Raw genomic sequence first — 22,071 nt, 5'->3', positions numbered from 1 at the left:
CCCATGCTCAGGACTGTCGCCGCCGTGCTCGTGGACGGGTTCGCCACGTTCGAGTTCGGCACGATCTGCGAAGTGTTCGGCATCGACCGGACCGAGGACGGGGTGCCGCCCATCGAGTTCCGGGTCTGTGCCGAGCACCCCGGACAACCAGTACGAACGAGCATCGGCATGCGGTTCATTCCCGAGCAGGGACTGGACGCGTTGCATGGTGCCGACCTGGTGGCCGTGCCCGCATGCGATATTCGCGACGAGTACCCACCGGCCGTGCTCGACGCGCTACGGCAGGCAGCCAATCGGGGCAGCACGCTGCTTTCGGTGTGCAGCGGGGCGTTCATGCTCGGCGCCGCCGGCCTGCTGGACGGTCGCCGGTGCACGACCCATTGGCGCTACGTGGATTCCTTCGCCGCGCGGTTCCCGGACGCGCTGCTCGACCCGGACGTGCTCTTCGTCGACGACGGCGCGGTGATCACCAGTGCCGGCACCGCGGCCGGGATCGACGCCTGCCTGCATCTGGTGCGCCGTGAGCTGGGCTCGGCGCCCGCCGCGGCCATCGCCCGGCGCATGGTCGTTCCGCCCCAGCGGGAAGGCGGCCAGCGACAGTTCGTCGAACTGCCGATCCCGGACTGCGAGGGGGACAGCCTGGGCCCGGTGCTGACCTGGATGCTGGAGCACATCGCCGAGGAGCACCCGGTCAGCGCGCTGGCCAAGCGGGCCCGGCTGTCCGAGCGCACCTTCGCCCGGCGGTTCGTGGCCGAGACCGGCACCACCCCGCACCGCTGGCTGACCACGCAGCGGGTACTGGCCGCACGGCAGTTGCTCGAGCAGACCACGCTCGGCATCGACGAGGTCGCCGAGCGGTGCGGATTCGGCTCGGCCGCCCTGCTGCGCCACCACTTCCACCGGGTCGTCGGGGTTTCCCCGACCGACTACCGCAGGACCTTCGCCCAGCGGCCGGCCTGAGCCCGGCTCGCGGCCGGCTCGAGGTCGCTGGCCCCGCCCGGGCCCGGCGGGCAATCATGGTGGCGTGGCGGAGTCGGTGCGCGGGAAAGGAAGCCTCGCACCATGATTGACCGGCAGCAGCAGATCGATGAGTACGTCGCGACCTGGAACGAGACCGATCCGGACCTGCGCCTGGCGATGATCGAGAAGGTGTGGACCGAGGACGGCCATTACGTCGATCGCGGCGCGGAGGCACGTGGGCACGCTCAGATCAGTGCCAACATCGATCGCATCCATCGCAAGTTTCCGGACCGGATCTACGGACGAACCAGCGAGATCTACCACCATCGGGACCGGGCCCGGTTCGAGTGGGCGATCATCGACCCGGCCGGCCGGCCGACCTTCGGCGGGGTCGCCTACGCCAAGTTCGGCGACGACGGCCGGCTGCGCAGCATCATCGGATTCTTTGGCCAGATTCCCGATGCGGTGCGGTAACGGTCGATAACTAGGCTGGGTTCCATGTCGAACCCTCAACTGCACCGGGTCCGCCGCGGCGCGGGCGCGCCGCTCCTGCTGATCATGGGCATGGCCGGCCACCACCGCATGTGGGGCGAGCCGTTCCTGTCGTTGCTGGAGCGGGACTTCGACATCGTCACGTTCGACCATCGGGGGATCGGCGCCAGTGACCGGGCGGAGGCGCCGTTCACGATCGCCGACCTGGCCGACGACGCGGCCCGGGTGCTCGCCGACGCGGGGCTGGACACCGCCCACGTGTTCGGCATCTCGCTCGGCGGGATGGTCGCCCAGGAGCTTGCGCTGCGCCGGCCGGAGTTGGTGCGCACGCTGACCCTGGGTTGCACCTATCCCGGCACCGGTGGGGATCTGAGCGCCACCGGGGTGCAGCGCGCCGTGCAGGCGAGCGCCACCCGGGACGCCGATCTGGCCGTCCGCACGGCTTTCGAGGTCAACCTCTCGGCCCGCTACGCCGCCGAACCGGCCCATTTCGAGGAGTTCCGGGAGATCGCGCTCGCGGTCAAGGTGCCGGTCCCGGTGATGATGCTGCAGATGCAGGCGGTGCTCGGCCACGACGCCATCGCCCGGCTGGCCCAGATCTCCGCGCCGACCCTGGTCATGCACGGCACCGCGGACGAGATCCTCGCGGTGGCCAACGCCGGCCAGATCGCCGGGCTGATCCCGAACGCCCGGCTGGAGCTGTTCGAGGGCGCCGGGCACCTGTTCTGGTGGGAGGACCCGGAGCGCACGGTCGCGCTGCTGCGCGAGCACACCTCCGGGTCCTCGGTCACCTAACGGGCCGGTTGGATGGTGGGTCCGGTTTTCCGGCCGGGTTCATCCAGCGGACCTGCAACCTAGCCTGTGACGCTGGTGATCCAGCTGCGCAGCGCGGACACGTCGACGTAGATCGACGGTCCGGTGGCGCAGGTCGAGCTGTTGTTGCCGGCCCGGCTGGTGGCGCCGATCAGCTGCCAGGTCCCGGAGACCTGCTTGACCTGCGGGCCACCGGAGTCGCCGTAGCAGGCTCCGCTGTTGCCGCCGGGGTTGTTGGTGCAGATCTCGGTGCTGGCCCGGATGCCGAGGCACCGGCTGTCCGCCACGATCGAGGTGTCGAGCTCCTGCAGGGTCACCGGGGCCCCGCAGCCACCACGCGGCGCGCAGGTCTGGCCCCACCCGATGATCCGGGTGGCGGTGCCGGTGGCGCCGGAGGTCGTCGCGATCGTGATCGGAGCCTGTCCGATCGAGGTGGACAGTCGGAGCAGGGCGAGGTCGGCGCTCGGGTGGGCCACGCGCTGGGCCACCCGGGCGACGGTGCCGCCGGAGGTGCGGTTGGTGGTGCCGACGCGGACCTGGAACGGCTGGCCGCAGTGGGCGGCGGTGACCACCCAGTTCGGCCGGATCAGGGAGCCGCCACAGGAGTGGCCGCCCGAGCTGGACTGCAGGGAGGCCATGAACGAGTAGACCTGGGTGGCGTTGCGGCCACCCACGATGAACGGTGTGACTTCGTCGGCTGCCGCGTTGGCCGGGATCAGCAACCCGGCTAGTGCGGTCACGGCAGCTGCGAGCAGGGCCCGTGCCCTCATCGGGATTCTCCTTTACTGACCTCGAGCAGGGGTGACGAGGTCAACGGAGAATGCTAGGAAGGTCACTCTGGGCTACAGAACCGCCGGAAGTATGACTGTTTCACCATTTAGACACGAATGTCCGGTTATCGGACGATCTGCGACCCAGATCGGCGGCGGGGCCGACCAGCATCGCCACCGCGGCCGGAAGCACGTCGAGGGTGAACGCCCCGTTCGCGGCGGGCAGCACCTCGCCGTCGTGCTCGAACCACAGCGGTTCGCCGTCGGTGCGCTCGAACGTGACCCGCCGCCCGCGCGCGTAGACCACGCCGGACCGGGTGACATGCCGGCCGGCCCGGGCCAGTCCCAGCATCTCGGCCGGGTCGTGCGTCCCGCCGATCACGCAGACGTCCAGCAGACCGTCGTCGATCACCGAGTGCGGCAGGACCTCGAACTGCCCGCCCCGGTAGCGACTGCCGCCGGCGTTGGCGAGCATCGTCGGTCCATTGTGGACCTCGACGCCGTCGACCGTGACCCGGCCGGGGTAGGGCCGGAACGTGGCGGCCAGGTCCAGCAGTGCCCGTTCGTAGCGGGCCCGGCCGGTCAGGTCGGTGAGCGACTCGGCCCGGTGGATGGCCTGCGCCGGAAAGCCGGTGGAGGCGCCGGCGAGCACCAGTTTGCCGTTCTCCGCCAGCCGAGCCAGGTCGAGGTGTCTGGTGTGCCCGGCGGGATCGGCCAGCGCCGCGTCGAGCGCGTCCGGCCAGGCGGTCTCGCCCCAGAACGAGCGGTAGCAGGAGTTCGCGGTGCCGGCCGGCACGATGAACATGCTGGCCGCGGCGCCGGCCAGGCCGTGCACCACCTCGCGGGCGGTGCCGTCGCCGCCCACCGCGAACACCACGCAACCCGCCGGGGCACCCGCCGCGAGCGCGGTTGCCTGGTCAGCCCCGGTGGTGTGCCGTACCTCTACCTCGGTGAACCGGTTGCGGCACAAGGCTTCCAGCGCACCGGCCAGGTCGGGGGACAGGCCCCGGGCGGCCGGGTTGACGATGATCAACGCACGCATGCGGGCGCCTCCTGGTAGAGCATCCGGGCCAGGGCGGTGTAGGCCGGCCGGGTCCTGCGCTCGATCTCCATGGTCACGGCCAGCGTCGCCTCGGTGAACCCGCGGGCGCGCGGGGTGACCCCGGTGAGGTCGGCGAGCAGCCGGACCCGGCTGCCGCAGCGCACCGGCACACCGAACCGAACCTGGTCGAAACCCTTGTGCAGCACCAGGTTTGCCCCGTCGACGCGGAACACCTCGGCCAGCAGGGCGACGCCGAGGGACAGGGTGAGCATGCCGTGCGCGATGGTGACGCCGAACGGTCCGGTGGCGGCGCGTTCGGCGTCGGTGTGGATCCACTGCTGGTCGCCGGTCAGCGCGGCGAACGCGTCGATCTGCCGCTGCTCGATCGTGCGGAACCCGCTGGCCCCCAACCGGGTGCCGGCCAGCGCGGCCAGGTCGGCCGGTCCGGCGATGACCCTCATTGCCGGGCCTGCCGGCTCACCGCGCCGAGGTGCGCGGCCACCGCGCGGTAGGACGACCACAGCGACACCTCGCGGTACGGGATCGCGTGCCGGGCACAGTAGTCGCGCACGATCGGCCGGGCCCGGCGCAGGTTCACCCGGGGCATGCCCGGGAACAGGTGGTGCTCGATCTGGTGGTTCAGGCCACCGAACAGGAAGTCCACCAGCCGGCCGGCCCGGATGTTGCGCGAGGTCAGCACCTGGCGGTGCAGCCAGTCCAGGTGCTCGCCGTCCCGGTACACCGGCATGCCCTTGTGGTTGGGGGCGAACACCGCGCCCAGGCCGAGGCCCAGGGTGAGCTGGCTGACCGCGACGAAGGCCAGCGCGAGTCCCGGCGGCAGCACCAGAAACACAGCGCCCGCAAAGAGTCCGATGTGGACGATGACGAGGCCGAGCTCGAGCACGGGGTTGCGCAGCAGGCCGGCGCGGGCGGCCGTGAAGCCGGCAGCCCGAACCCGCCACGCCTCGTTGCCGAGCAGCACGAAGAACAGCACCGCCTGGAAGCGGATCAGGAACCGCCGGGCGGGCGTGCGGCCCTTGGCCGGCAGTTCGGACACGTCGAAGGCCACCGGGCGACGCAGTGTGTCCGGGTCCCGGTCGAGGTTGTTCGGGTCGCTGTGATGGCGGTTGTGGTGGGCCACCCACCAGCCGTTCGCGGCCCCGAGCAACAGGTTGAGGTGGATCAGCCCGAGCACCTCGGCCGCCCGCTTGGAGCGGGTGATCTGCCGGTGCCCGGCGTCGTGGCCGAGAAAGCCGGCCTGCAGCAGGACGAACCCGAGGGCGACGGCGACCGCGAGCTGCCACGGGCTGTCGCCGGCCAGCGCGAAGGCGGTCCAGCAGCCGGCGGTGAGCAGCAGGTTGAAGACGATCTTGGCGGTGTAGTAGGCGCGGCGCGGCTCCAGCAGTCCCGCGGCTCTGACCTCTTCGGCCAGCTCGGCGAAGTCGGCGGTGGGTGCGACGGTGATCCTCATGCGGCCGCCATCACGAGCACGGCGTTCTGGCCGCCGAAGCCGAACGAGTTGCTGATCGCGGCGGAGATCCGCTGCCGGCGGGAGGCGCCGGACACCACGTCCAGGTCGATGTCCGGGTCGAGCCGGTCCAGGTTGGCCGTCGGCGGCACCCGGCCCTGCTCGATGGCCAGCACCGTGGACGCCGCCTCGATCGCCCCGGCGGCGCCGAGCGGATGGCCGGTGACGCCCTTGACCGAGGTGACGCTCGGCCCGTCGGAGAAGATCCGCCGCAGCGCCCGGGCCTCGGCGGCGTCGTTGAGCCGGGTGGACGTGCCGTGCGCGTTGACGTGGTCCACCTCGCGCGGCTCGATGCCCGCGTCGTGCAGCGCCATCCGGATCGCCTTCGCCACCCCGTCGCCGGTCGGGTCGGGCGCGGTGACGTGGTGGGCGTCGGCCGAGGCGCCGTAGCCGATCAGCCGGGCCCGGACGTGCGCCCGGCGTGCCTGGGCGTGATCCATCCGTTCCAGCACGAGCACTCCGGCGCCCTCGGCGGCCACGAACCCGTCCCGGTCCCCGTCGAACGGCCGGGACGCGGCGGCCGGGTCCTGCACCCGGCCGGACAGCGCGCCCATCCTGGTGAAGCCGGCCAGCACCGGGCGGGTCAGCCCGGCCTCGGCGCCACCGGCGATCACGATGTCGCACCGGCCGGTCCGGATCAGCTCGCGGGCCGTGCCGATCGCGGTGGTGGCCGACGCGCACGCGGTCGTGGTGACCATGTTCGGACCCTGTGCGCCGCAGTCGATCGCGATGTAGCCGGCCACCATGTTGATGCCCATCATCGGGATCAGCAGCGACGACACCCGGCCGGCGCCCTCCCGGAGCAGCGTGTTGTGCTGCTCCTCGAACGTGCGCACCCCGCCGAGCGCGTTGCCCATCACCACGCCGACCCGGCCGCTGTCCCACTCCTTCGGGTCCAGGCCGGAGTCCTCGATCGCCTCCCGGGCCGCGACCAGCGCGAGATGCACGTAGCGGTCCAGCCGCCACGCGGTGCGCCGGCCGAGCAGTTCGTCGGCGTCGAAACCCGGTACCCGGCAGGTGAAGTCGATCGGCATCCCGGCCAGTTCCGGGTCGACGGTGGCGGTCGGCCGGCCGGCGAGGATCGCCTTCCAGCTTTCCAGCACCCCGATCCCGCCCGGGGTCACCAAGCCGATGCCGGTCACCGCGGCCTCGCAGCGGCCGAGGGTCATCCGATCCCCACAGCGTCCGAGCCGGCGAGCCGGCTGCCGATCAGCCGCCCGGCGTCGTCCACTGTGGACTGTGGGGTCAGGTCGTCCTCCCCGAACGGGATGCCGAACTCGTGCTCGGCGGACATGGCGAACTCGACGAGCGCCAGCGAGTCGAGGTCGAGCTCGGCGAAGGTGACCTCGGCTCGGACCTCCTCCGCCGGCACGCCGAAGCGGCCGGTCAACAGGGCGGTCAGGCGTTCGAGAACCGTCGCGGACATGGGTTTCTCCTCGGGTGTCACGGTTACAGAGCGTCGATGTCGGGCCAGCGCAGCACGGTGGACCCCCAGGTGAGCCCGCCGCCGAAGGCGCCGAGCAGCACCCGCTGCCCGACGAGAAGCTCACGGTTCTCATTGGCGGTCGCCAGTGCGATCGGCACCGACGCGGCCGCGGTGTTGCCGACCATGTCGATGTTGCGCACGAACTTGCTCCGCGGCTGGCCGAGCCGGTCCGCGACCCCGTGCAGGATCCGGGCGTTGGCCTGGTGGTAGACGAACTTGTCGACGTCCTGCAAGCGCATGCCGGCCCGGTCGAGCACGGCCTCGGCGGACTTGGCCATGTGGGTGATGGCCCGCAGGAACACCTTCTTGCCCGCCATGGTGAAGTAGGTGTCCCGCTCGTCGGCCGCGATCCGGGTGCCGCGCTGCCGGGATCCACCGGCCGGCACCATGATCAGCTCCGCGCCGTCCCCGTCGCTGCCGAGGTCGAACGCCCCGATCGCGCCGAGTTCGTGCGCCTCGCCGGCCCGCAGCACCACGGCTCCGGCGCCGTCCCCGAAGATCGCCGCCGACGTCGGGCACAGCGGGTGCACGATGGTGGAGAACGTGTCCGCGCCGATCACCAGCACCCGGTCGGCGATCCCGCCGGCGATCAAACCGGCGCCGGTGGCCAGCCCGTACACGAAACCCGTGCACACCGCGTTGAGGTCGAACGCCGCGGCGCCCCCGACCCCGAGCCGACTCGCCACGTCCGGTGCGGTCGCCGGGCACGGCCGGTCCGGCGTGGTGGTGGCCAGGATGACGAAGTCCACCGACTCGACGTTGGCCGACTTCAGCGCACGCTGCCCGGCCTGCACCGCAAGGTCCGAAGTGGACATACCGGGGTCGATCACCCGGCGCTGCCGGATCCCGGTCCTGGTCTGGATCCAGTCCGGCGTGGTGGACAGCCGCTCGGCGATCTCGTCGTTGTCCACCACGTGCGGGGGCACCCAGGAACCCAGTCCGGAAAGGACCGCGGTGCGGGCGGTGTGCGGTCCGCTGTACGAGCGCCTTGCCAGCGCGGTCACCTGCGCGTTCATCACAGCGCTCCCTCCAGTCCGATGTACTTCAGCCGAACGCTTTTCAACTCGGCCGACCAGCCCTCGGCCGTGGTCAACCGCTCGACCGGCGTGGTGTCGACCAGCCGCCGGCCGGGCCAGATCTCGTAGTCGCCGACGACGCCGGCGTGCTGTGCCAGACCGGCCTGGAACAGTTCCTCGCGCCTGCGCACCATGGCCCGCACCGGAAGGCCGGCCCACAGCCGCATGCCGCGCTCGATTAGGGCCAGCACGTCGTCGCGGCGCTTCGGATGGTCGAGGAGGTACTGCCGGGCGACCGCCGCGCCCACGGTCAGGTGCCGGACCTCGTCGATGCCGGCGCCCTGGTCGATGTCGGCGGCGGCCGGGTCGAGCGGCCGCCACTTGCGCTCGGACAGTTCGGCGGCCGGCGCCAGCGCGCCCTCCAGGATCACCGTCATCACCACGACGCCGCCGAGGAAGTCGGCCTGGTCGCGCATGATCCGCAGGCTGAACTCCTCCAGCGGGTCGAGGATCGCCCGGATGTCGTTGCCGGCGAAGGACTCGGTGGCGGCGGGTAGCTCCGCTGCCGGCACCCCGAGGGCGACCAGGTGGTTGCGGAACACCATGGCGTGCCGGGCCTCGTCGAGCACCTGGGTGGCGTAGAACTCCATCGTGTCGGTGTCCGGGGCAAGGGGGACCAGGTAGCCGAGCGCCCGGGCGGCCTTCTCCTCCGCCACCGCACGGAACGCGTACTCCTGGGCGATCGCGTCGAACAACGGACCCGGCTCCCGCATGAACTCCGGCACCGGCACGTCTGGCGCGTGCCCGTCCAGCGGAGGTGGCATCGTGGCCAGCCAGTGGCGCAGGTTGGCCTCGGCCGGGGTGAGTTCGGTGTTCGCCGCTTCGTCCAGCAAACTCATCTGGCCACCCCCGCCCGTAGGGCTCCGAAGGCGGGGTGCTCGACCGGTTCGAACTGCACGGCGAACGGTTTGAGGAAGTTGCCGAACAGCGCGCGGTCGCCGAACAGGTGGATCGGGATCGCCAGCAGCGCCCACTCCCAGCCGATCAGCCAGACCCACAGCCCGATCACGACCGCCTGGGTGACCAGGCTGTGCATCGTGTTGTACAGCACGTAGTAGACCTTCGAGATCTGCTTGGTCGGGCTGCGGTGATAGGCGATCGCGCCCGGGATGTAGCCGACCAGGTCGATGTAGGCGAACAGCAGCACGGCCGGCAGCCAGCGGACCTCGCCGATGTGCGCGGCGAACAGCGCCACGGCCACGGCCAGCCCGACCAGGTACTCCAACCGGATCAGCCGGTAGGTCGTTCTCGTCTCGAAGTGGTTTGCCGCGTCCATCTTCCTTCTACCTCATGCCGTCCGGGCGAGGTCGACCAGCGACTCGCCACCCTCGACCACCGTGATGTCGCCGAACAGCCCGGTGAGTACCGAGCAGATGACCCGGGTGATGACCCGGTCGGCGATCGGGTCCATCAGGCCGGCCAGACTCTCGATGCCGAAGTCGAAACCGACCTCGAACCGCACCGCGCAGCCGCCTTCGATGGCGGCGAGCTGCCAATGGCCACCGAACTCGGCGAAGTCGCCGTCGGTCTGCCCGAACTCGATACGCAGCCGGTCAACGTCGACGATCTCCCATTCGTTCCAGCGCATCAGGCCGCGCCGGAAGTTCACCGTCCAGTCGCTGTTGCGCACCGTGCCCGGGTGCACCTGCACCGTGCGGACATCCTCGGCCAGGTCCGGGAACGCCGCGAAGTCGGCGATCGCCCGGAACGCCGCCACCGGATCCGCCGCGGCGAACCGGATCTCCAGCCGGACCGTCCTCATAGGACATCACGCACCGCTCGAGCCGCCCGGTCGACGGCGTGCAGCAGGAAGTCGACGTCCTCGTGGTCCATGACGGCCGGTGGGGTCAACCGCAGCACCTGGGCGGAGTTCAGCGAGTGGTTGGCGATCACGCCGGCCGCCATCAGCTCCAGCAGCAGTTCCCCGGCCAGCCCGTCCACGGCCAGCTCGATGCCGATCAGCAGGCCCAGCCCGCGCACCTCGCGGACCGCCGCGCCCAGCCGCTCAACCAGGATCTCGGCGATCTCCTCCCGGAGCAGCTCACCGAGCCAACGCGAGCGGAACACCAGGTGCTCGTCCCGGATCGCGGCGATGGCCGCCTGGGCCGCGGCCATGCCGAGTGGGCTGCCGGAGAAGGTGGAGGTGTGCAGGAAGGGATCCCGGTCGAACGGCGCGAACGCCTCGGCGGTGGCGATCGCGGCGGACACCGGCAGCACGCCGCCGCCGAGCGCCTTGCCGGCCAGCAGCACGTCGGGCACGATCGCCTCGCGCTCGGCGCCCCACCAGTAGCCGAGCCGGCCGAGCCCGGTCTGGATCTCGTCCAGGATCAGGAAAGCGCCGTACTGGTGACACAGCCGCCGCACCTCGGCCAGGTAACCGAACGGCGGGATGACCACGCCGGCCTCACCCTGCACGGGCTCGACGATCACGCACGACTCGTCCGGATGGGCGGCCAACTCGGCCTCCAGCGCGGCCGCGTCGCCGTACCGGACGTGCGCGGTGTCCGGCAGCAGCGGCCGGAACGGGTCCTGGAACAACGGGTTCGCGGTGACCGACAGCGCGCCGAGGGTCTTGCCGTGGTAGCCGTTCTCCATCGACACCAGCCGGCGCTTTCCGTTGGCCCGGGCCATCTTCAGCGCCGCCTCGACGGCTTCCGCGCCACCGCAGGCGAAGTGCACCCGGTCCAGCCCGGCCGGCGTGGTGCCGACCAGCGCCTCGGCGGCCAGCGCGACCTGTGGCTCGATCAGCAGCCGGGTGGCCACCGGGTTGGTGGAAAGCTGGCGGCGCACCGCGCGCAGCACCCGTGGATGCCGGGCGCCGGTGATGAACACCCCGTAACCGCCACAGTTGAGCAGTTCTCGTCCGGCGCTGGTGCGCACCCAGGCGCCGCGCGCGGCCACCTCGACGTCGCCGCCGAACATCTCGCCGAGCGCGGCCCGCCCGGTGGACAGGTGCCGCCGGTAGCGGTCCATGGTCGCCCGGTCCCGCGCGGCCGGATCGGTCCTGATCGTGTCCACTGTGGACCTTCCTCAGCTCACCACGACCGGGTACCCGGCGTAGTAGTCGACCAGCCCACCGGCCATGCTGGACCGGGACGGCGGGTGGAACCCGATGGCGTGCGTGGCCGCGGCCAGGTAGGCGATGTCCGACGAACCGATGTAGGCCATCCCACCGAGCATCTCCACGGCCTGGCTGGTGGTCGCGGCCAGCGCGTCCTGCACGGCGAACCGGGTGACCAGCGCGGTGGCCAGGGTGTCGTTGTCGACCTCGCCGTCCATCAACCGGCGGGCCAGGCCCTCGGTGAGCGCGGCGGCGGACTCGATCCGCACCGCGAGCGCGGCCCGGTCGGACACGCTGCCCCGGGCGCGGTCCAGCACCTTGTCCACCAGCGCGCTGGCGATGCCGGTGTAGCTCGCGCACACGGTCATCTGGAACCAGATCAGCCCGGTGGTGGTCAGCTTGTCCATCTGCCGCACCACCTCGGGGTTGGGTTGCATGATGTGCTCCGGGGTGACCAGCACGTCGTCCAGCCGAACCTCGTTGCTCTCCGCGCCGGCCAGCGCGAAGGACGACCAGAACGGGTGGATGGACACGCCCGGCGTGTCCGCCGGCAGCATCAGCACGCCCGTCCCGCGCCCGCCGTCCGGCATCGGCATGGAGACGCTCGCGGTGAGCAGGTCCATCGACCGGGACAGGCTGCACGGCTTCTTCGAACCGTTGATCAGGAACCCGCCGTCCACCGGCTCGGCCCGCATGGTGGGGTCGAGGATGCCGCGCCCGGAGTGACCCTCGGCGAACCCGGAGGCGACCAGCATGCGGTCGGCCACGATCCGGCGCAGCAGGATGTCCTCCAGCCCGGACTCGGTGCCGATCGTCTCGGCCACCGCGAACAGGGTGCCCAGCGAGAAGTGGTGCATCATCGTCGCGACCGTCATCGACGGGGCCAGCGCGCCGAGCGCGCGGATCACCCGCGCCGCCTCGAGCGCGGTCGCGTTCAGGCCGCCGTAGCCGGCCGGCACCAGCAGGTTGGTGCCGCCGTGCGCGCGGAACATCTCGATCGCGGGGCTGTCCTCGGACTCCAGTTCGGCGAGCGGGATCTCGGCAAGCTGTCCCCGCAGGCCCGGTAACAGCTTGTCGCACAGGATGCGGTCGGCTTCCATGAACTGCATGTCGACTCCTCAGTCGTGGTTCCGGTGGGAGGAACAGCTCGCGGCGGTCATCGCCCGGTAGGCGCCGAAGACCGCCTCGCGTGGCCGCACCCCTGCGGCCAGCGACACGCCCTGCAGGTGTGAGCTGCGGAGCATCGGATAGTTCGCTTCGCCGAACGCACCTCCGGTGCGCCCGGTCCCGCCGTGCGTCGGCAGGAAGGGCAGGAACCCGATGTGCGAGTCGTTGAGCTTGAGCAGGCCGCCGTTGGTGATCCGGCCGGCGAACTCGTCGAGCACGGCCGGATCGGTGGCCCACACCGAGTTGCGCAGGCCGTACGGGTTGCCGTTGACGAAGTCGATCATCGCGGCGAGCAGGTCCGCGTCCGGGCGCGGATGCGGCACGATGACCGGCAGCAGCGGGAAGAACGTCTCGGATCCGACCGCGGTCACGTCGCGGCAACCGGCCAGGCCGTCCACCCGCAGCACGGTGGGCTCCAGGAACGGCCCGGTGTCCGACGCCGAGCCGTCCACCTCCAGCCGGCGGCCGCCGTGCACCAGGGTCGCGCCGGCAGCCAGGGCCTGGCGCACCTGGCCGAAGAACTTCTCGCTGCGCAGCACCGGCGAGAGCAGCACGTCGTCCTGGTCCGGGTAACCGGGCCGGATCGCCGCGGCGGCCCGGGCCAACCGGTCCAGCAGCTCATCGGCGATCGCCGGGTGGGCGAGCACCTGGTTGGGCACCATGCAGATCTGGCCGGAGCCGTAGAAGCACTCGGTGAGCGCCTCCACCGCGAGCTCCAGGTCGGCGTCGCGCCAGACCACGACGCAGTCGTTGCCGGCCAGCTCGAGGATCGGCTTCTTGCCGCGTGCCACGCAGTCCCGCTCGAAGGCCAGGCCCCGTTCGGTGTCGCCGGTGTAGAAGATGTCGTTCACCAGCGGGGAGTCCAGCCAGGCGGCGAGCGTCGGACCCGGCCGGGCGCAGAACACGCCGAGCACGCCGGGTGGCGCGCCCAGCTCGTCCAGCACCGGCACCACCAGCTCGCGCAACGCGAACATGACGCCGAGCGGCGCGCTGCGCGGCGCCCGGACCACCACCGCGTTGCCGGCCAGCAGCGGCGTGATGCCGAACAGGGCACTGGCCGCCGGCGCGTTCTGCGGCGGGTTGACGCACACCACGCCGTCCGGCACGCGGCGCACCGTCAGCCGGCGCGGACCGAGCCGGATCTCCTCGTGCATCTGACGGGCGCACCAGCCGAGGGTCTGCGGGCTGAACAGCTCGGCGAGGCCGGCCACCTGCCAGCGGGCCAGCGCACGCGGAGTGCCTTCCGCCACCATCAGCTCGACCAGCCCGGCGTGCCGGGCCCGCAGCGCCTCGGCGATGCCGGCGCCGAGCCGCATCCGGTCGGCCAGCGGCACCGCCGCCCAGGTCGGTGCGGCGGTGGCCGCGGCCTCCAGCGCGGCCTGCACGGTCGCCGGCTCGGCGATCGCGCACCGGCCGACCACCTGGTCCGCCGCCGCGCCGGACAGCGGCAGGTCACCCTGTTCCAGCCGCCGCTTGAGGGTGAGGCTGGCGAACACGTCCTCGAGCACCGACCGGGCGGAGACGGTGTAGACGTACCGCCCGGAGGCGACGTCCCGGCCGTCCACATAGGACGAGTAGTCGTAGGCCGGGGCACCGGTCACCGGGCCGGCAGACTCGTCCCCTGCCGGCAGGTCGGTTGCCAGGTTCACTGCCACGCCCGCCGTCCTTCGCTCCCAACAAGCATCACCCGGATTTATCTGATGCATTGCTGAATTCGAGTCTGACAAAAGCCTTTGACGAGGCGCTGACACGTGACTCGCGACTGACTAGGAAAGCGCGGTACTGGACGGAATTTAGCAGATTTCTCGAGCGTGGTATCGAGGATGGCTACCATGTCGATCGATACCGCGGGTCCGGTGACGTCGCACTCGGCGCGACGCATCCTCGAGTCCTATTCGGACAACCCGAGCGCGTTCCTGGCGCTGAACAGCGGAAACAGCTACTTCGCCGCGCCGGACCTGGACGGGATGGTGGTCTACCGGCGGTGCGGCGGGCATCTGGTGCAGTTCGGTGGGCCGTTCGCGCCGGCGGCCGGTCACCGTGAACTGCTCGACAGGTTCGGCGCGTTCGCCGCCGCGGCCGGAAAGCGTGTCGTCGCGATTCAACTGCAGCGGGCGGATGCTTTGCTCTACGCCGATTCCGGGTATGCGGTAAACCAGGTCGGCGCCTCCTATGCGGTGGACCTGACCGCCTTCTCGCTGCGCGGCGGCCGGTTCGTGCGGCTGCGCAACAAGGTGTACCGGGCGCTGCGCAGCGGGCTGACCGTTCTCGAGGCGGAGCACGCCGGCTGGGCGGCCGAGGCGGCCGCGCTGGACGCGGCCTGGCTGCGGTCCAAGGGCCGGCACGCCAAGCCGCTGGAGTTCCTGGTCGGCGAGCGCGGCGGGCCGGCGCAGCCGCACCGCCGGCTGTTCGTCGGGCTCATCGACGGCGCGTTGGCCGGCTACATCTCCTACTCGCCGGTCTACGGCAGCCGGCCGGGTTGGCTGCACGACCTGTCCCGGCGCCGCGCCGACGGGCCGCCGGGGATCATGGAGGCGATCAACAAGACCGCCATCGACACGTTCACCGCCGAGGGCGCGGGCTGGCTGCACTTCGGCTTCACCCCGTTCACCGGCCTGGACCCCGGGCTGGAGACGGCCACCGCGAGCCGTTGGTTCGCCGGGCTGGTCCGGGTGCTGGCCCGGCACGGCGCGGCCGTCTACCCGGCGGCCACGCAGCTCGCCTACAAGAACAAGTGGGCGCCGCACGCCGTGCTGCCCGAGTACGTGGCGTTCTCCGGCCGGGCCGGCCTGACCGGCTTTCTACGGATCTTCCAGGTGGCCAATGCACTGTGAGCGGCCGAGCGGGAGCGAACCGACGGAAGAGGTGGTCGATGGCGGAGCCGTTGCCGCCCGCGAACCCGGCCGACACCGTCATCTTCAAGGTGTTCGGGACCGTCGGGCTGGTCCGGGACGGCCGCCTGGTCGCGCTGCACGGCGGCCGTCAGCGCACCCTGCTGGCCACCTTGTTAATCAATTCAGGCAAGGTCGTCACCAAGGAGCAGTTTTTCGCGGAACTGTGGGACGGCCGGCCGGTGGCCAAGGCCGATAACGCGCTGCAGGCACTGGTCGCGCGTTTGCGAAAACTTCTCAAATCACATTTCGGTGAGCAATTCGCGCGGGAGCGGCTGATCACGCTGCCCACCGGCTACGTGCTGTACACCGAGCCGCACGAGGTGGACGCGACGCTGTTCGAACGGCTGGTCGCCGCCGCGCACGGCGAGATGGCCGCCGATCCGGTGCGCGCCACGGACATGTTCGATCTCGCCCTGCGGCTGTGGGACGGCCCGGTGCTCGAGGGGGTGACCGGCGGGCCGATGTGCCACGGCTCGGTGCTGCATCTGGAGGAGACCCGGCTGGCCGCCATCGAGGACAAGTTCCAGGCCAGCGTGGCCGCGGGCATCGAGCTCGGGGTGATCAGCGAGCTGAAGAAGATGGCCACGCTCTACCCGTGGCGGGAGCGGCTGGCCGAGTTGCTGATGGTGGCGCTGTACCGGTCCGGGCGGCAGGCCGACGCGCTCCGGGAGTACGACACGGTGCGCCGCAGGCTGGTCAACGAGCTCGGAATGGAGCCGTCGCCGAAGTTGAAGGACCGCATGCAGGCGATCCTGAATCAGGACCCGTCGCTGGAGCTCGCTTACTCTTCGACACTCCCCGACCCGTTTCGAGCGCGGGGAGTCACGATCTCCGAGCATGGCGCGATTTCAACTGATATGGAACAGACCGACCGCCCGGTTTTATATTGACAAACCGGGCGGTCGGTTTTGTATCATTGAGAGGCGGTCGAGCAGATGCCGACCACCGGGCCGGCACATCGACCGCGAACCGGCGCAGGAGACGAAGTGGACATTGATATTCTTGGGCCTCTGATGGCCCGTCAAGGCGGAGTGTCGGTGGCCCCGACAGCCGCGAAGCCGCGCAAGGTCTTAGCGATGTTAGCCGTGCACGCCGACCAGGTCGTTCCGATGGCGTCGTTGTTCGAGGAGCTTTGGGGCGAGGACATTCCCCGTAGCGCCAACACCACGGTGCAGACCTACATCCTGCATCTGCGCAACCTGATCGGTAGCGCGCTGGAGCAGTCCACGGCCGGTGACCTGCGGGACGCGAAACGAGTGCTGGTCACGTACCCGGGCGGATACCTCCTCGATACCATGGGGGGGAGGGTGGACGTGCGGGAATTCGACCGACTGGCGGCGGTCGGACACAGAGCGCGGGAGCTCGGCGACTTCGAGACGGCGTCGAAGAGCTTCACCGAGGCACTGGCAATCTGGCGGGGCCGGGCGCTCGTTGACGTCCAGACTGGCTCGCTACTCGAGGTTGAGGGGCATCGTCTTGAGGAGGCTCGGCTCAATGTCCTTGACCGCCGCATCGACGCGGATCTCCGGTTGGGCCGCCAACATGAGCTCTTGGGGGAACTCGCCGGTCTGGTCGGGCGATACCGAACGCATGAGGGTATGCACGCACATCTCATGCTGGCGCTCTACCGCTCCGGCCGGCGCGGTGAGGCGATCGACGTGTACCGCCGGTTGCGCACCTGCCTGGTCAACGAGCTCGGCCTCGAACCGTCGCCCAGCCTGCGCCGGCTCCAGCACGCGATTCTCATGTCCGACCCACGTCTGGCCGAACCGGCGACCGAGCACACCAGCATGGTCCGGGCGGCTGGATGAGAAAGGCGGCGCTGCCCAGCGACACTGGGGGCAGGCATGAACACCGGCCGCGAGTCGACAGCACGTCCGGACGAGGGCGGCGGGGGTGTGCGGAGCTTATGGCCGGCACGCCCCCAGCCCTCGGTGGCCACACCGCACACCTTCGTGCCACGGGACGTGTCGTGACGAAACAAGCGAGATCCGAGTACACGCGGCTGCACCTGATCCGGTCGGCCGCCGAGCTGTTCGACCGCGACGGGTTCGCCGGCGCCACGCTCGACGACGTCAGCAGGGCGGCCGGGGTCACCAAGGGGGCCTTCTACTTCCACTTCGCCTCGAAGAAGGAGCTGGGCGGCGCAATCCAGGCCGAGGCCTGCGGCATGCTGCGATCCTTCGTCGACAAGCAGGTCGCGGCCGAGGTCTATGCCCTGCAGTCGCTCATCGACATCACCCACATGCTGGCCCGCTGGCTGGACAGCGAGCCGGTGATCAGGGCCAGTCTGCGGACCGCGCGGGAGTGCGGCGACCGGGGCCGGCCCTTCGTGGACTTCTACGTGGAGCTGCTGGCCACGGTCGACACCACCCTGCAGCGGGCCCAGCGGGCCGGCGAGCTGGACGAGGGGGTGCTGGTCGACGTGGTCAGCACGCTCGTGGTCACCATCTGTGTCGGCATCGAAGTGCTGTGGTGGGCCGGAATGCGCCGCGGCAACATGCGCGCCGGCCTCGGTGACATGTGGGCCCTGATGCTGCCCGGAATTGTTTCCGCCAGCCGGATCGGCGAGTTCCAGATCGGCGGATCCGAGGCGGTCAACCCGAACGACAAGTAACCGGGCGGAGTTCGTTCAGGCGGTGGCCGAACCGGTGCCGTAGCCGGCGGTGCCGGACGGGACGAACTTGGCCAGCCGGCGCGGCGGCACCAGCCCGGGCAGGGCGATCTTCCACATGCCGGTCACGCGCTCGTGGATGTCGGCGCGGCCGGTCAGCACCTGGGAGCTGAGTTGGATACCGGTGAACGCTCCGACCACCCAGCGGGCCACGTCGTCGGGCGAGAGCTCCTTGCGCAGGTCGCCCCGCTCCGACGCGGACTCCATGTAGGTGCGCACCACGTCGATCCACTGCTGGTAGGCGTCCGGCGACGGATCGGCCCAGCTGCCGGTCTCGATGACCAGGCGGATGCTCGCCCGCACCCGCACGTCGGTCCGCAGCGCGTGCGCCATCTCGTGACACAGGTCGATCGCGGTCTGGATGCCCACGCTTTCCCGCTGCAGCGGCTCCTGCACGCCGAACTGCTCGGTGACCAGGGCGTGTGCCAGTTCCTCCTTGGAGGAGAAGTGGAAGTACAACGCGCCTTTGGTGACGCCCGCCTCGTTGAGGATGTCCGAGAGGCTGGCTCCGTTGAAGCCGTACTCGTCGAACATGGCCGCGGCGGCGTCGATGATGTTGGCGCGGGTACGTTCCGCACGCTCCTGCCGAGGCAACGGCAGCACCTCCCGATGTCGTTGATCACGCACCGAGTTCGCCTGAACACGGAGCGTCTAGGCGCTCGGACGGCGACCTAGTCGTCCGGTGGCTGGCACGGCGACTTCAAGGATAGCTCAAAATCTTGCCCTTGAACTCTCGAAAAAAAACCGGGTGGTAGGTATGGTTCACCCATGTGGCGTGCGCCACACCGATCGATTCGAACCGGCCTTCCGTAACCCGATCTTGCGCGAAGGCGTCGCAACGCTGCGGCTGCAACGCTACGAGCAACATCAAAGATCACCGCACTGACTGATCTTCACTGGGACGAGGTTGCCATGACCACCATGATCAACCCTCCGGCATCGCCGACCACCGGAGACTTACCGAGCGCGGAGCTGGTGCTATTTCAGCAGACCGTTCCGCGCCATCTCGTGCACCGCGCCGCCGTATCGGAGGTGTTCGTCACCGACCTGTGCATCACCGGCGAAACCACCTTCCAGGTCGGCGCGCAGTGGCCACGTGCCCACAGCTTCTTCGGTCCGAAGGCCCGGCTGCATGACCCCATGCTGCTGGCGGAAACCATCCGGCAGGCGACCCTGGCGATCGCTCACCAGGTGTTCGGCGTTCCACGCAACGCGAACTTCGTCCTGCAGGAGATGTCCTTCACGATCGAGGAAACCGGCCTGCGGCTGGACGGCCGCCCGGCCGACGTGGTGCTCATCGGCGCGGCGCACGACATCAAGCGCCGGGGCGACGTGCTCGCCGGGCTCCGGCTGGAATACGGCGTGTACCGCGACATGGAGCGGGTCGGCTCCGGCCGGATCGGCTTCCGGGTCATCTCGGCCGCGTCCTACGAGCGGCTGCGCGGGGAGCGCTTCGGCCGCACCGACGTGCCGGTGGCCATGCTGCCCGGCGTCCCCGCCGGTCCGGTCGGCCGCACGGTGGACAGCGACGTGGTACTGGCGGCCACGGCACTGGAGGACGTGTGGCTGCTGCGGGTCGACCAGCACCACCCGGTGATGTTCGACCACCCGAACGACCACGTGCCCGGCATGGTGGCCATGGAAGCCGCCCGGCAGGCCGCGCTGGCGCTGCTCGGGTGCGCCGAGGCGGTACCCGTGACCGGCACCTTCGGCTTCGTCCGGTACATCGAACTGGACGAGCCGTGCACGGTGTTCGCCACGCACCGCGCCGGTGCCGGCCGGCCCGCCGTGGACGTGGTGCTCGAACAGTCCGGCCGAACCGTGGCCACCGCGACCCTCGAGCTGCTCCTCCGCGGCTGAGGCGACGACCATGGCCGTAGCGCCCAGGGGATCGAGGCAGGGAGCCATCCTCGTCACCGGGGGTACCGGGTTCGTCGGAACGGCCGTGCTGCGCGCGCTGCTGGACGAAACCCGATCCGGATCGCGGCCCGAGATCCGTGTGCTGAGCAGGCGAGCCCTGCCGTCCTGGATGACCGAGGCCGGCGCCGTGGAGGTGCGGGCCGACCTCGTCGATCCCGCAACGCTGCGGGGAGTGTGCCGCCAGGTGTCCACCGTCGTGCACCTGGCGACGCACATCGGCGGAGACAGCGCCGAATGCGTCGCCGTCAACGCCGAAGGAACGCTGGCCCTGCTCGACGAGGCTCGCCGGGCCGGGACCCGCCGCATCGTCAACGTCAGCACCACCTCCGTCTACGGGTGCGGGGTGCATCGCGGCATCACCGAGTCCGCGCTCGCCCCCGTTCCCGTCTCGGCGACCAGCCGCACCCGGTTGACCGCCGAGCGGGCCGTGCGGGCCATGGGCGGAATCGTGTTGCGGCCCAACCTGATCTACGGACCCGGCGACGTCTGGTTCGTCCCGACCCTGCTGCGGCTGCTGCGGCGGGTGCCGGCGTGGATCGAAGGCGGCCGCGCGCGGATCTCCGTCGTTCCGGTCGAGGATCTCGGCCGGATCGTCGGCGCCCTTGCCCTGATGCCCTGGGAACCCATGGCGGGTGCGGTATTCCACGTCAGCCATCCGCAGCCGGTCAGCGTGCACACGCTGACCAGAACGGTGTGCGGTCAACTCGGGCTTCCGTTGCCGGAGCACGACCTGCCCGCGACGGTGCACCGCGCGCTCACCCGGCGCGCCGTGCCCGAGTTGACCGATCACCAGTTCTCGTTGCTGGCCCAGGATCACTGGTACAGCAGCGAACGGATCTGGCGGAAGACCGGAGTGACACCGGCCGGCTCGCCCGTCGCCGGCATGGCCCGGGCCGCCGAGTGGTATCGCCGGCGCCGCGACGCCCCGGCGCTCATCCCGGTCCTGGCCGGCAGCGGGCACTCCTAGCGCGCCACCCCTCGTTCGGCGTACCCGGGCTCCGCCGGACGAGGGGTGTCCGGGGGCCGCACGATCGGTCCGGCGACCGATTGTCCGGCCCTCGCACCGGAGTCGACAATGGGCGCATACCACGGGGCCGGAGGCCGACATGACGTTCCGAGACGACGAGATCGCCTTTCCCGGAAACCGCGAGATGATCGAGCGTGAGCTGAGCCGCTCCGTCGCCCAGGTGCTGCACCTGGTGCCGGACCGTTCGGTCGGGCACCGGTCGCTGCAGGAGGTGGGCGTCGACATCGTGCTCTCGGTGGCCTTTCTGCGGGCCCGCGCGGATGCGCCGGCCGCGTTCGCGGCGGACCTGGCCGACGCCTGCACCCCCGGCTCCCCGCCCCGGCCCAGCACCCCGGACGGGGTCGCCGAGGACATCGCCGACGACTACGCCCGGGCCAAGGCCGAGGTGAAGGCGATCCTGCGCCGCGACCTGCCGGCGGCGGACCCGGCCGGCGAGCTCGCCGCCGAGGAGCTGCGCTGAGCTCAGCCATTCCCCGAACGGACCAGACCGGTGTCGAACGCGTAGATCACCGCGTGGATCCGGTTGCGCAGCTTCAGCTTGCCCAGCAGGTTCTGCACGTGGGACTTGACCGTGTGCTCGGAGAGGGTCAGCGTGCCGGCGATCTCGGCGTTGGACATGCCGGCCGCCACCAGCTCCAGCACGTCGCACTCACGCTCGGTGAGCCCACGGCGCACGGCGGCGGCCCGGCCGGCCCCGCCCGCGGTCGCCGGACCGCGGCGCAGTACGTATCCGGCGGCGGCCAGGCGCACCGCGGCCACCATCTCCTCCGGGGTGGAACTGGCCGGCAGCAGCCCGTGCCCGGGGTCGGTGTCCCGGTCGGCCCGGGCGCAGATGGTGAGCACCCGGATGTCCGGGGCGGCCGCCCGCGCCGCGGTCAGCGTCGGCTCGGCCTCCGCCCCGGACAGGCCGTGCAGCAGCAGCACGTCCGGGCTGCTGGACCGGACGGCGGCGCCGACACCGGAGCCGGGGTGGCGATCCCCGACGACGACCAGGCCGGGAGCGTCGTCGAGCGCGGCGAGCATCCCCCGGCGGGCCAGCAGGTCGTCGCCGACCACGAGGACCCGGATGCCGTCCGGGTCCGGCGAGTCCAGCGGGATCAGCTCGTCCGCCTCACCCGGCCGGCGCAGGATCCGCATACTGCGCCCGGAGACCGCGCGAAG

General features: G+C 70.9%; 25 protein-coding genes. 10 read left to right on the top strand and 15 right to left on the bottom strand.

The window, feature by feature from the left end:
• The first annotated feature begins 3 nt into the window (after positions 1-3).
• The 3 genes from VFO68_RS10765 (at position 4) to VFO68_RS10755 (ending at position 2,247) form a co-directional block, all read left to right on the top strand.
• A complete protein-coding gene (locus VFO68_RS10765; protein ID WP_325158072.1) occupies positions 4-960 on the top strand; it encodes a GlxA family transcriptional regulator in 957 nt (318 codons plus the stop codon).
• Between the two features lie 102 nt (positions 961-1,062).
• Positions 1,063-1,434, top strand: a complete 372-nt coding sequence (locus VFO68_RS10760) for a nuclear transport factor 2 family protein (RefSeq protein ID WP_325158071.1) — start codon at positions 1,063-1,065, stop codon at positions 1,432-1,434.
• Positions 1,435-1,458: 24 nt separating this feature from the next.
• Complete coding sequence (locus VFO68_RS10755; RefSeq protein ID WP_325158070.1) at positions 1,459-2,247, top strand: alpha/beta fold hydrolase; 789 nt, start codon at positions 1,459-1,461, stop codon at positions 2,245-2,247.
• 59 nt (positions 2,248-2,306) lie between these two features.
• Here VFO68_RS10755 and VFO68_RS10750 read toward each other — a convergent pair whose 3' ends face one another.
• The 13 genes from VFO68_RS10750 to VFO68_RS10690 form a co-directional block, all read right to left on the bottom strand.
• On the bottom strand, positions 2,307-3,035 hold the full coding sequence (locus VFO68_RS10750) for a serine protease (protein WP_325158069.1): 729 nt from the start codon (positions 3,033-3,035) through the stop codon (positions 2,307-2,309).
• A 100-nt stretch (positions 3,036-3,135) separates the two neighbouring features.
• Positions 3,136-4,077, bottom strand: coding sequence for a diacylglycerol/lipid kinase family protein (locus VFO68_RS10745; RefSeq protein ID WP_325158068.1), 942 nt, complete (start codon positions 4,075-4,077; stop codon positions 3,136-3,138).
• Positions 4,065-4,538, bottom strand: coding sequence for a MaoC family dehydratase (locus tag VFO68_RS10740; protein WP_325158067.1), 474 nt, complete (start codon positions 4,536-4,538; stop codon positions 4,065-4,067). Before VFO68_RS10740 ends, VFO68_RS10745 begins: the two co-directional genes overlap by 13 nt.
• A complete protein-coding gene (locus VFO68_RS10735; protein ID WP_325158066.1) occupies positions 4,535-5,548 on the bottom strand; it encodes an acyl-CoA desaturase in 1,014 nt (337 codons plus the stop codon). The genes VFO68_RS10740 and VFO68_RS10735 overlap by 4 nt, the downstream gene beginning before the upstream one ends.
• Complete coding sequence (locus VFO68_RS10730) at positions 5,545-6,774, bottom strand: beta-ketoacyl-[acyl-carrier-protein] synthase family protein (protein WP_325158065.1); 1,230 nt, start codon at positions 6,772-6,774, stop codon at positions 5,545-5,547. The genes VFO68_RS10735 and VFO68_RS10730 overlap by 4 nt, the downstream gene beginning before the upstream one ends.
• Positions 6,771-7,031, bottom strand: a complete 261-nt coding sequence (locus VFO68_RS10725; protein WP_325158064.1) for a phosphopantetheine-binding protein — start codon at positions 7,029-7,031, stop codon at positions 6,771-6,773. Before VFO68_RS10725 ends, VFO68_RS10730 begins: the two co-directional genes overlap by 4 nt.
• A gap of 23 nt (positions 7,032-7,054) precedes the next feature.
• Entirely contained in the window at positions 7,055-8,107 is a 1,053-nt protein-coding gene (locus tag VFO68_RS10720) for a beta-ketoacyl-ACP synthase III (RefSeq protein ID WP_325158063.1), read from the bottom strand.
• Positions 8,107-9,006 (bottom strand): VlmB-like protein, encoded by a 900-nt coding sequence (locus VFO68_RS10715; RefSeq protein WP_325158062.1) that lies wholly within the window; start codon positions 9,004-9,006, stop codon positions 8,107-8,109. The genes VFO68_RS10720 and VFO68_RS10715 overlap by 1 nt, the downstream gene beginning before the upstream one ends.
• Positions 9,003-9,443, bottom strand: a complete 441-nt coding sequence (locus tag VFO68_RS10710; RefSeq protein WP_325158061.1) for a hypothetical protein — start codon at positions 9,441-9,443, stop codon at positions 9,003-9,005. The genes VFO68_RS10715 and VFO68_RS10710 overlap by 4 nt, the downstream gene beginning before the upstream one ends.
• Positions 9,444-9,455: 12 nt before the next feature.
• Positions 9,456-9,929, bottom strand: a complete 474-nt coding sequence (locus tag VFO68_RS10705) for an SRPBCC family protein (protein ID WP_325158060.1) — start codon at positions 9,927-9,929, stop codon at positions 9,456-9,458.
• Positions 9,926-11,185 carry an aspartate aminotransferase family protein gene (locus tag VFO68_RS10700; protein WP_325158059.1) on the bottom strand — a complete coding sequence of 420 codons (1,260 nt, stop codon included), beginning with the start codon at positions 11,183-11,185 and terminating at the stop codon, positions 9,926-9,928. The genes VFO68_RS10705 and VFO68_RS10700 overlap by 4 nt, the downstream gene beginning before the upstream one ends.
• 12 nt (positions 11,186-11,197) lie before the next feature.
• Positions 11,198-12,337, bottom strand: coding sequence for an acyl-CoA dehydrogenase family protein (locus VFO68_RS10695; RefSeq protein ID WP_325158058.1), 1,140 nt, complete (start codon positions 12,335-12,337; stop codon positions 11,198-11,200).
• Positions 12,338-12,346: 9 nt separating this feature from the next.
• A complete protein-coding gene (locus VFO68_RS10690; RefSeq protein ID WP_325158057.1) occupies positions 12,347-14,050 on the bottom strand; it encodes an aldehyde dehydrogenase family protein in 1,704 nt (567 codons plus the stop codon).
• A gap of 177 nt (positions 14,051-14,227) precedes the next feature.
• Between VFO68_RS10690 and VFO68_RS10685 the strand changes: the two genes are divergently transcribed.
• From VFO68_RS10685 to VFO68_RS10670, 4 genes are all read left to right on the top strand, one after another.
• Positions 14,228-15,229 (top strand): DUF2156 domain-containing protein, encoded by a 1,002-nt coding sequence (locus VFO68_RS10685; protein ID WP_325158056.1) that lies wholly within the window; start codon positions 14,228-14,230, stop codon positions 15,227-15,229.
• Between the two features lie 38 nt (positions 15,230-15,267).
• Complete coding sequence (locus tag VFO68_RS10680) at positions 15,268-16,179, top strand: AfsR/SARP family transcriptional regulator (RefSeq protein ID WP_325158055.1); 912 nt, start codon at positions 15,268-15,270, stop codon at positions 16,177-16,179.
• 147 nt (positions 16,180-16,326) lie between these two features.
• The gene (locus tag VFO68_RS10675) at positions 16,327-17,100 is read left to right on the top strand and encodes an AfsR/SARP family transcriptional regulator (protein WP_325158054.1); all 774 of its coding nucleotides are present in this window, start codon (positions 16,327-16,329) and stop codon (positions 17,098-17,100) included.
• A gap of 161 nt (positions 17,101-17,261) precedes the next feature.
• Positions 17,262-17,906, top strand: coding sequence for a ScbR family autoregulator-binding transcription factor (locus tag VFO68_RS10670; RefSeq protein WP_325158053.1), 645 nt, complete (start codon positions 17,262-17,264; stop codon positions 17,904-17,906).
• Between the two features lie 15 nt (positions 17,907-17,921).
• On the opposite strand, the gene VFO68_RS10665 is transcribed toward VFO68_RS10670, so the two are convergent.
• A complete protein-coding gene (locus tag VFO68_RS10665; RefSeq protein ID WP_325158052.1) occupies positions 17,922-18,557 on the bottom strand; it encodes a ScbR family autoregulator-binding transcription factor in 636 nt (211 codons plus the stop codon).
• A gap of 318 nt (positions 18,558-18,875) precedes the next feature.
• On the opposite strand from VFO68_RS10665, the gene VFO68_RS10660 reads away from it, so the two are divergent.
• The 3 genes from VFO68_RS10660 (at position 18,876) to VFO68_RS10650 (ending at position 21,370) form a co-directional block, all read left to right on the top strand.
• Positions 18,876-19,823 (top strand): ScbA/BarX family gamma-butyrolactone biosynthesis protein, encoded by a 948-nt coding sequence (locus tag VFO68_RS10660; protein WP_325158051.1) that lies wholly within the window; start codon positions 18,876-18,878, stop codon positions 19,821-19,823.
• A gap of 10 nt (positions 19,824-19,833) precedes the next feature.
• A complete protein-coding gene (locus VFO68_RS10655) occupies positions 19,834-20,850 on the top strand; it encodes an NAD-dependent epimerase/dehydratase family protein (RefSeq protein WP_325158050.1) in 1,017 nt (338 codons plus the stop codon).
• Between the two features lie 139 nt (positions 20,851-20,989).
• Positions 20,990-21,370, top strand: coding sequence for a hypothetical protein (locus VFO68_RS10650; RefSeq protein ID WP_325158049.1), 381 nt, complete (start codon positions 20,990-20,992; stop codon positions 21,368-21,370).
• A gap of 2 nt (positions 21,371-21,372) precedes the next feature.
• Here the strand turns inward: VFO68_RS10650 and VFO68_RS10645 are convergent.
• Positions 21,373-22,071: response regulator transcription factor (locus VFO68_RS10645; RefSeq protein WP_325158048.1), on the bottom strand; the 699-nt coding region annotated here is incomplete at its 5' end.

This window comes from Actinophytocola sp., assembly GCF_035712165.1.
Classification (GTDB): domain Bacteria; phylum Actinomycetota; class Actinomycetes; order Mycobacteriales; family Pseudonocardiaceae; genus DASYTH01.
The sequence above is the reverse complement of the archived record's forward strand: the minus strand, read 5'-3'. Positions and strand labels throughout refer to the sequence as shown.

Excerpts from the sequence above, each read along its gene's own strand:
- VFO68_RS10765 (WP_325158072.1), top strand. The coding sequence starts at position 4 with ATGCTCAGGACTGTCGCCGCCGTGCTCGTGGACGGGTTCGCCACGTTC.
- VFO68_RS10760 (WP_325158071.1), top strand. The coding sequence starts at position 1,063 with ATGATTGACCGGCAGCAGCAGATCGATGAGTACGTCGCGACCTGGAAC.
- VFO68_RS10755 (WP_325158070.1), top strand. The coding sequence starts at position 1,459 with ATGTCGAACCCTCAACTGCACCGGGTCCGCCGCGGCGCGGGCGCGCCG.
- VFO68_RS10750 (WP_325158069.1), bottom strand. The coding sequence starts at position 3,035 with ATGAGGGCACGGGCCCTGCTCGCAGCTGCCGTGACCGCACTAGCCGGG.
- VFO68_RS10745 (WP_325158068.1), bottom strand. The coding sequence starts at position 4,077 with ATGCGTGCGTTGATCATCGTCAACCCGGCCGCCCGGGGCCTGTCCCCC.
- VFO68_RS10740 (WP_325158067.1), bottom strand. The coding sequence starts at position 4,538 with ATGAGGGTCATCGCCGGACCGGCCGACCTGGCCGCGCTGGCCGGCACC.
- VFO68_RS10735 (WP_325158066.1), bottom strand. The coding sequence starts at position 5,548 with ATGAGGATCACCGTCGCACCCACCGCCGACTTCGCCGAGCTGGCCGAA.
- VFO68_RS10730 (WP_325158065.1), bottom strand. The coding sequence starts at position 6,774 with ATGACCCTCGGCCGCTGCGAGGCCGCGGTGACCGGCATCGGCTTGGTG.
- VFO68_RS10725 (WP_325158064.1), bottom strand. The coding sequence starts at position 7,031 with ATGTCCGCGACGGTTCTCGAACGCCTGACCGCCCTGTTGACCGGCCGC.
- VFO68_RS10720 (WP_325158063.1), bottom strand. The coding sequence starts at position 8,107 with ATGAACGCGCAGGTGACCGCGCTGGCAAGGCGCTCGTACAGCGGACCG.
- VFO68_RS10715 (WP_325158062.1), bottom strand. The coding sequence starts at position 9,006 with ATGAGTTTGCTGGACGAAGCGGCGAACACCGAACTCACCCCGGCCGAG.
- VFO68_RS10710 (WP_325158061.1), bottom strand. The coding sequence starts at position 9,443 with ATGGACGCGGCAAACCACTTCGAGACGAGAACGACCTACCGGCTGATC.
- VFO68_RS10705 (WP_325158060.1), bottom strand. The coding sequence starts at position 9,929 with ATGAGGACGGTCCGGCTGGAGATCCGGTTCGCCGCGGCGGATCCGGTG.
- VFO68_RS10695 (WP_325158058.1), bottom strand. The coding sequence starts at position 12,337 with ATGCAGTTCATGGAAGCCGACCGCATCCTGTGCGACAAGCTGTTACCG.
- VFO68_RS10685 (WP_325158056.1), top strand. The coding sequence starts at position 14,228 with ATGTCGATCGATACCGCGGGTCCGGTGACGTCGCACTCGGCGCGACGC.
- VFO68_RS10680 (WP_325158055.1), top strand. The coding sequence starts at position 15,268 with ATGGCGGAGCCGTTGCCGCCCGCGAACCCGGCCGACACCGTCATCTTC.
- VFO68_RS10660 (WP_325158051.1), top strand. The coding sequence starts at position 18,876 with ATGACCACCATGATCAACCCTCCGGCATCGCCGACCACCGGAGACTTA.
- VFO68_RS10655 (WP_325158050.1), top strand. The coding sequence starts at position 19,834 with ATGGCCGTAGCGCCCAGGGGATCGAGGCAGGGAGCCATCCTCGTCACC.
- VFO68_RS10650 (WP_325158049.1), top strand. The coding sequence starts at position 20,990 with ATGACGTTCCGAGACGACGAGATCGCCTTTCCCGGAAACCGCGAGATG.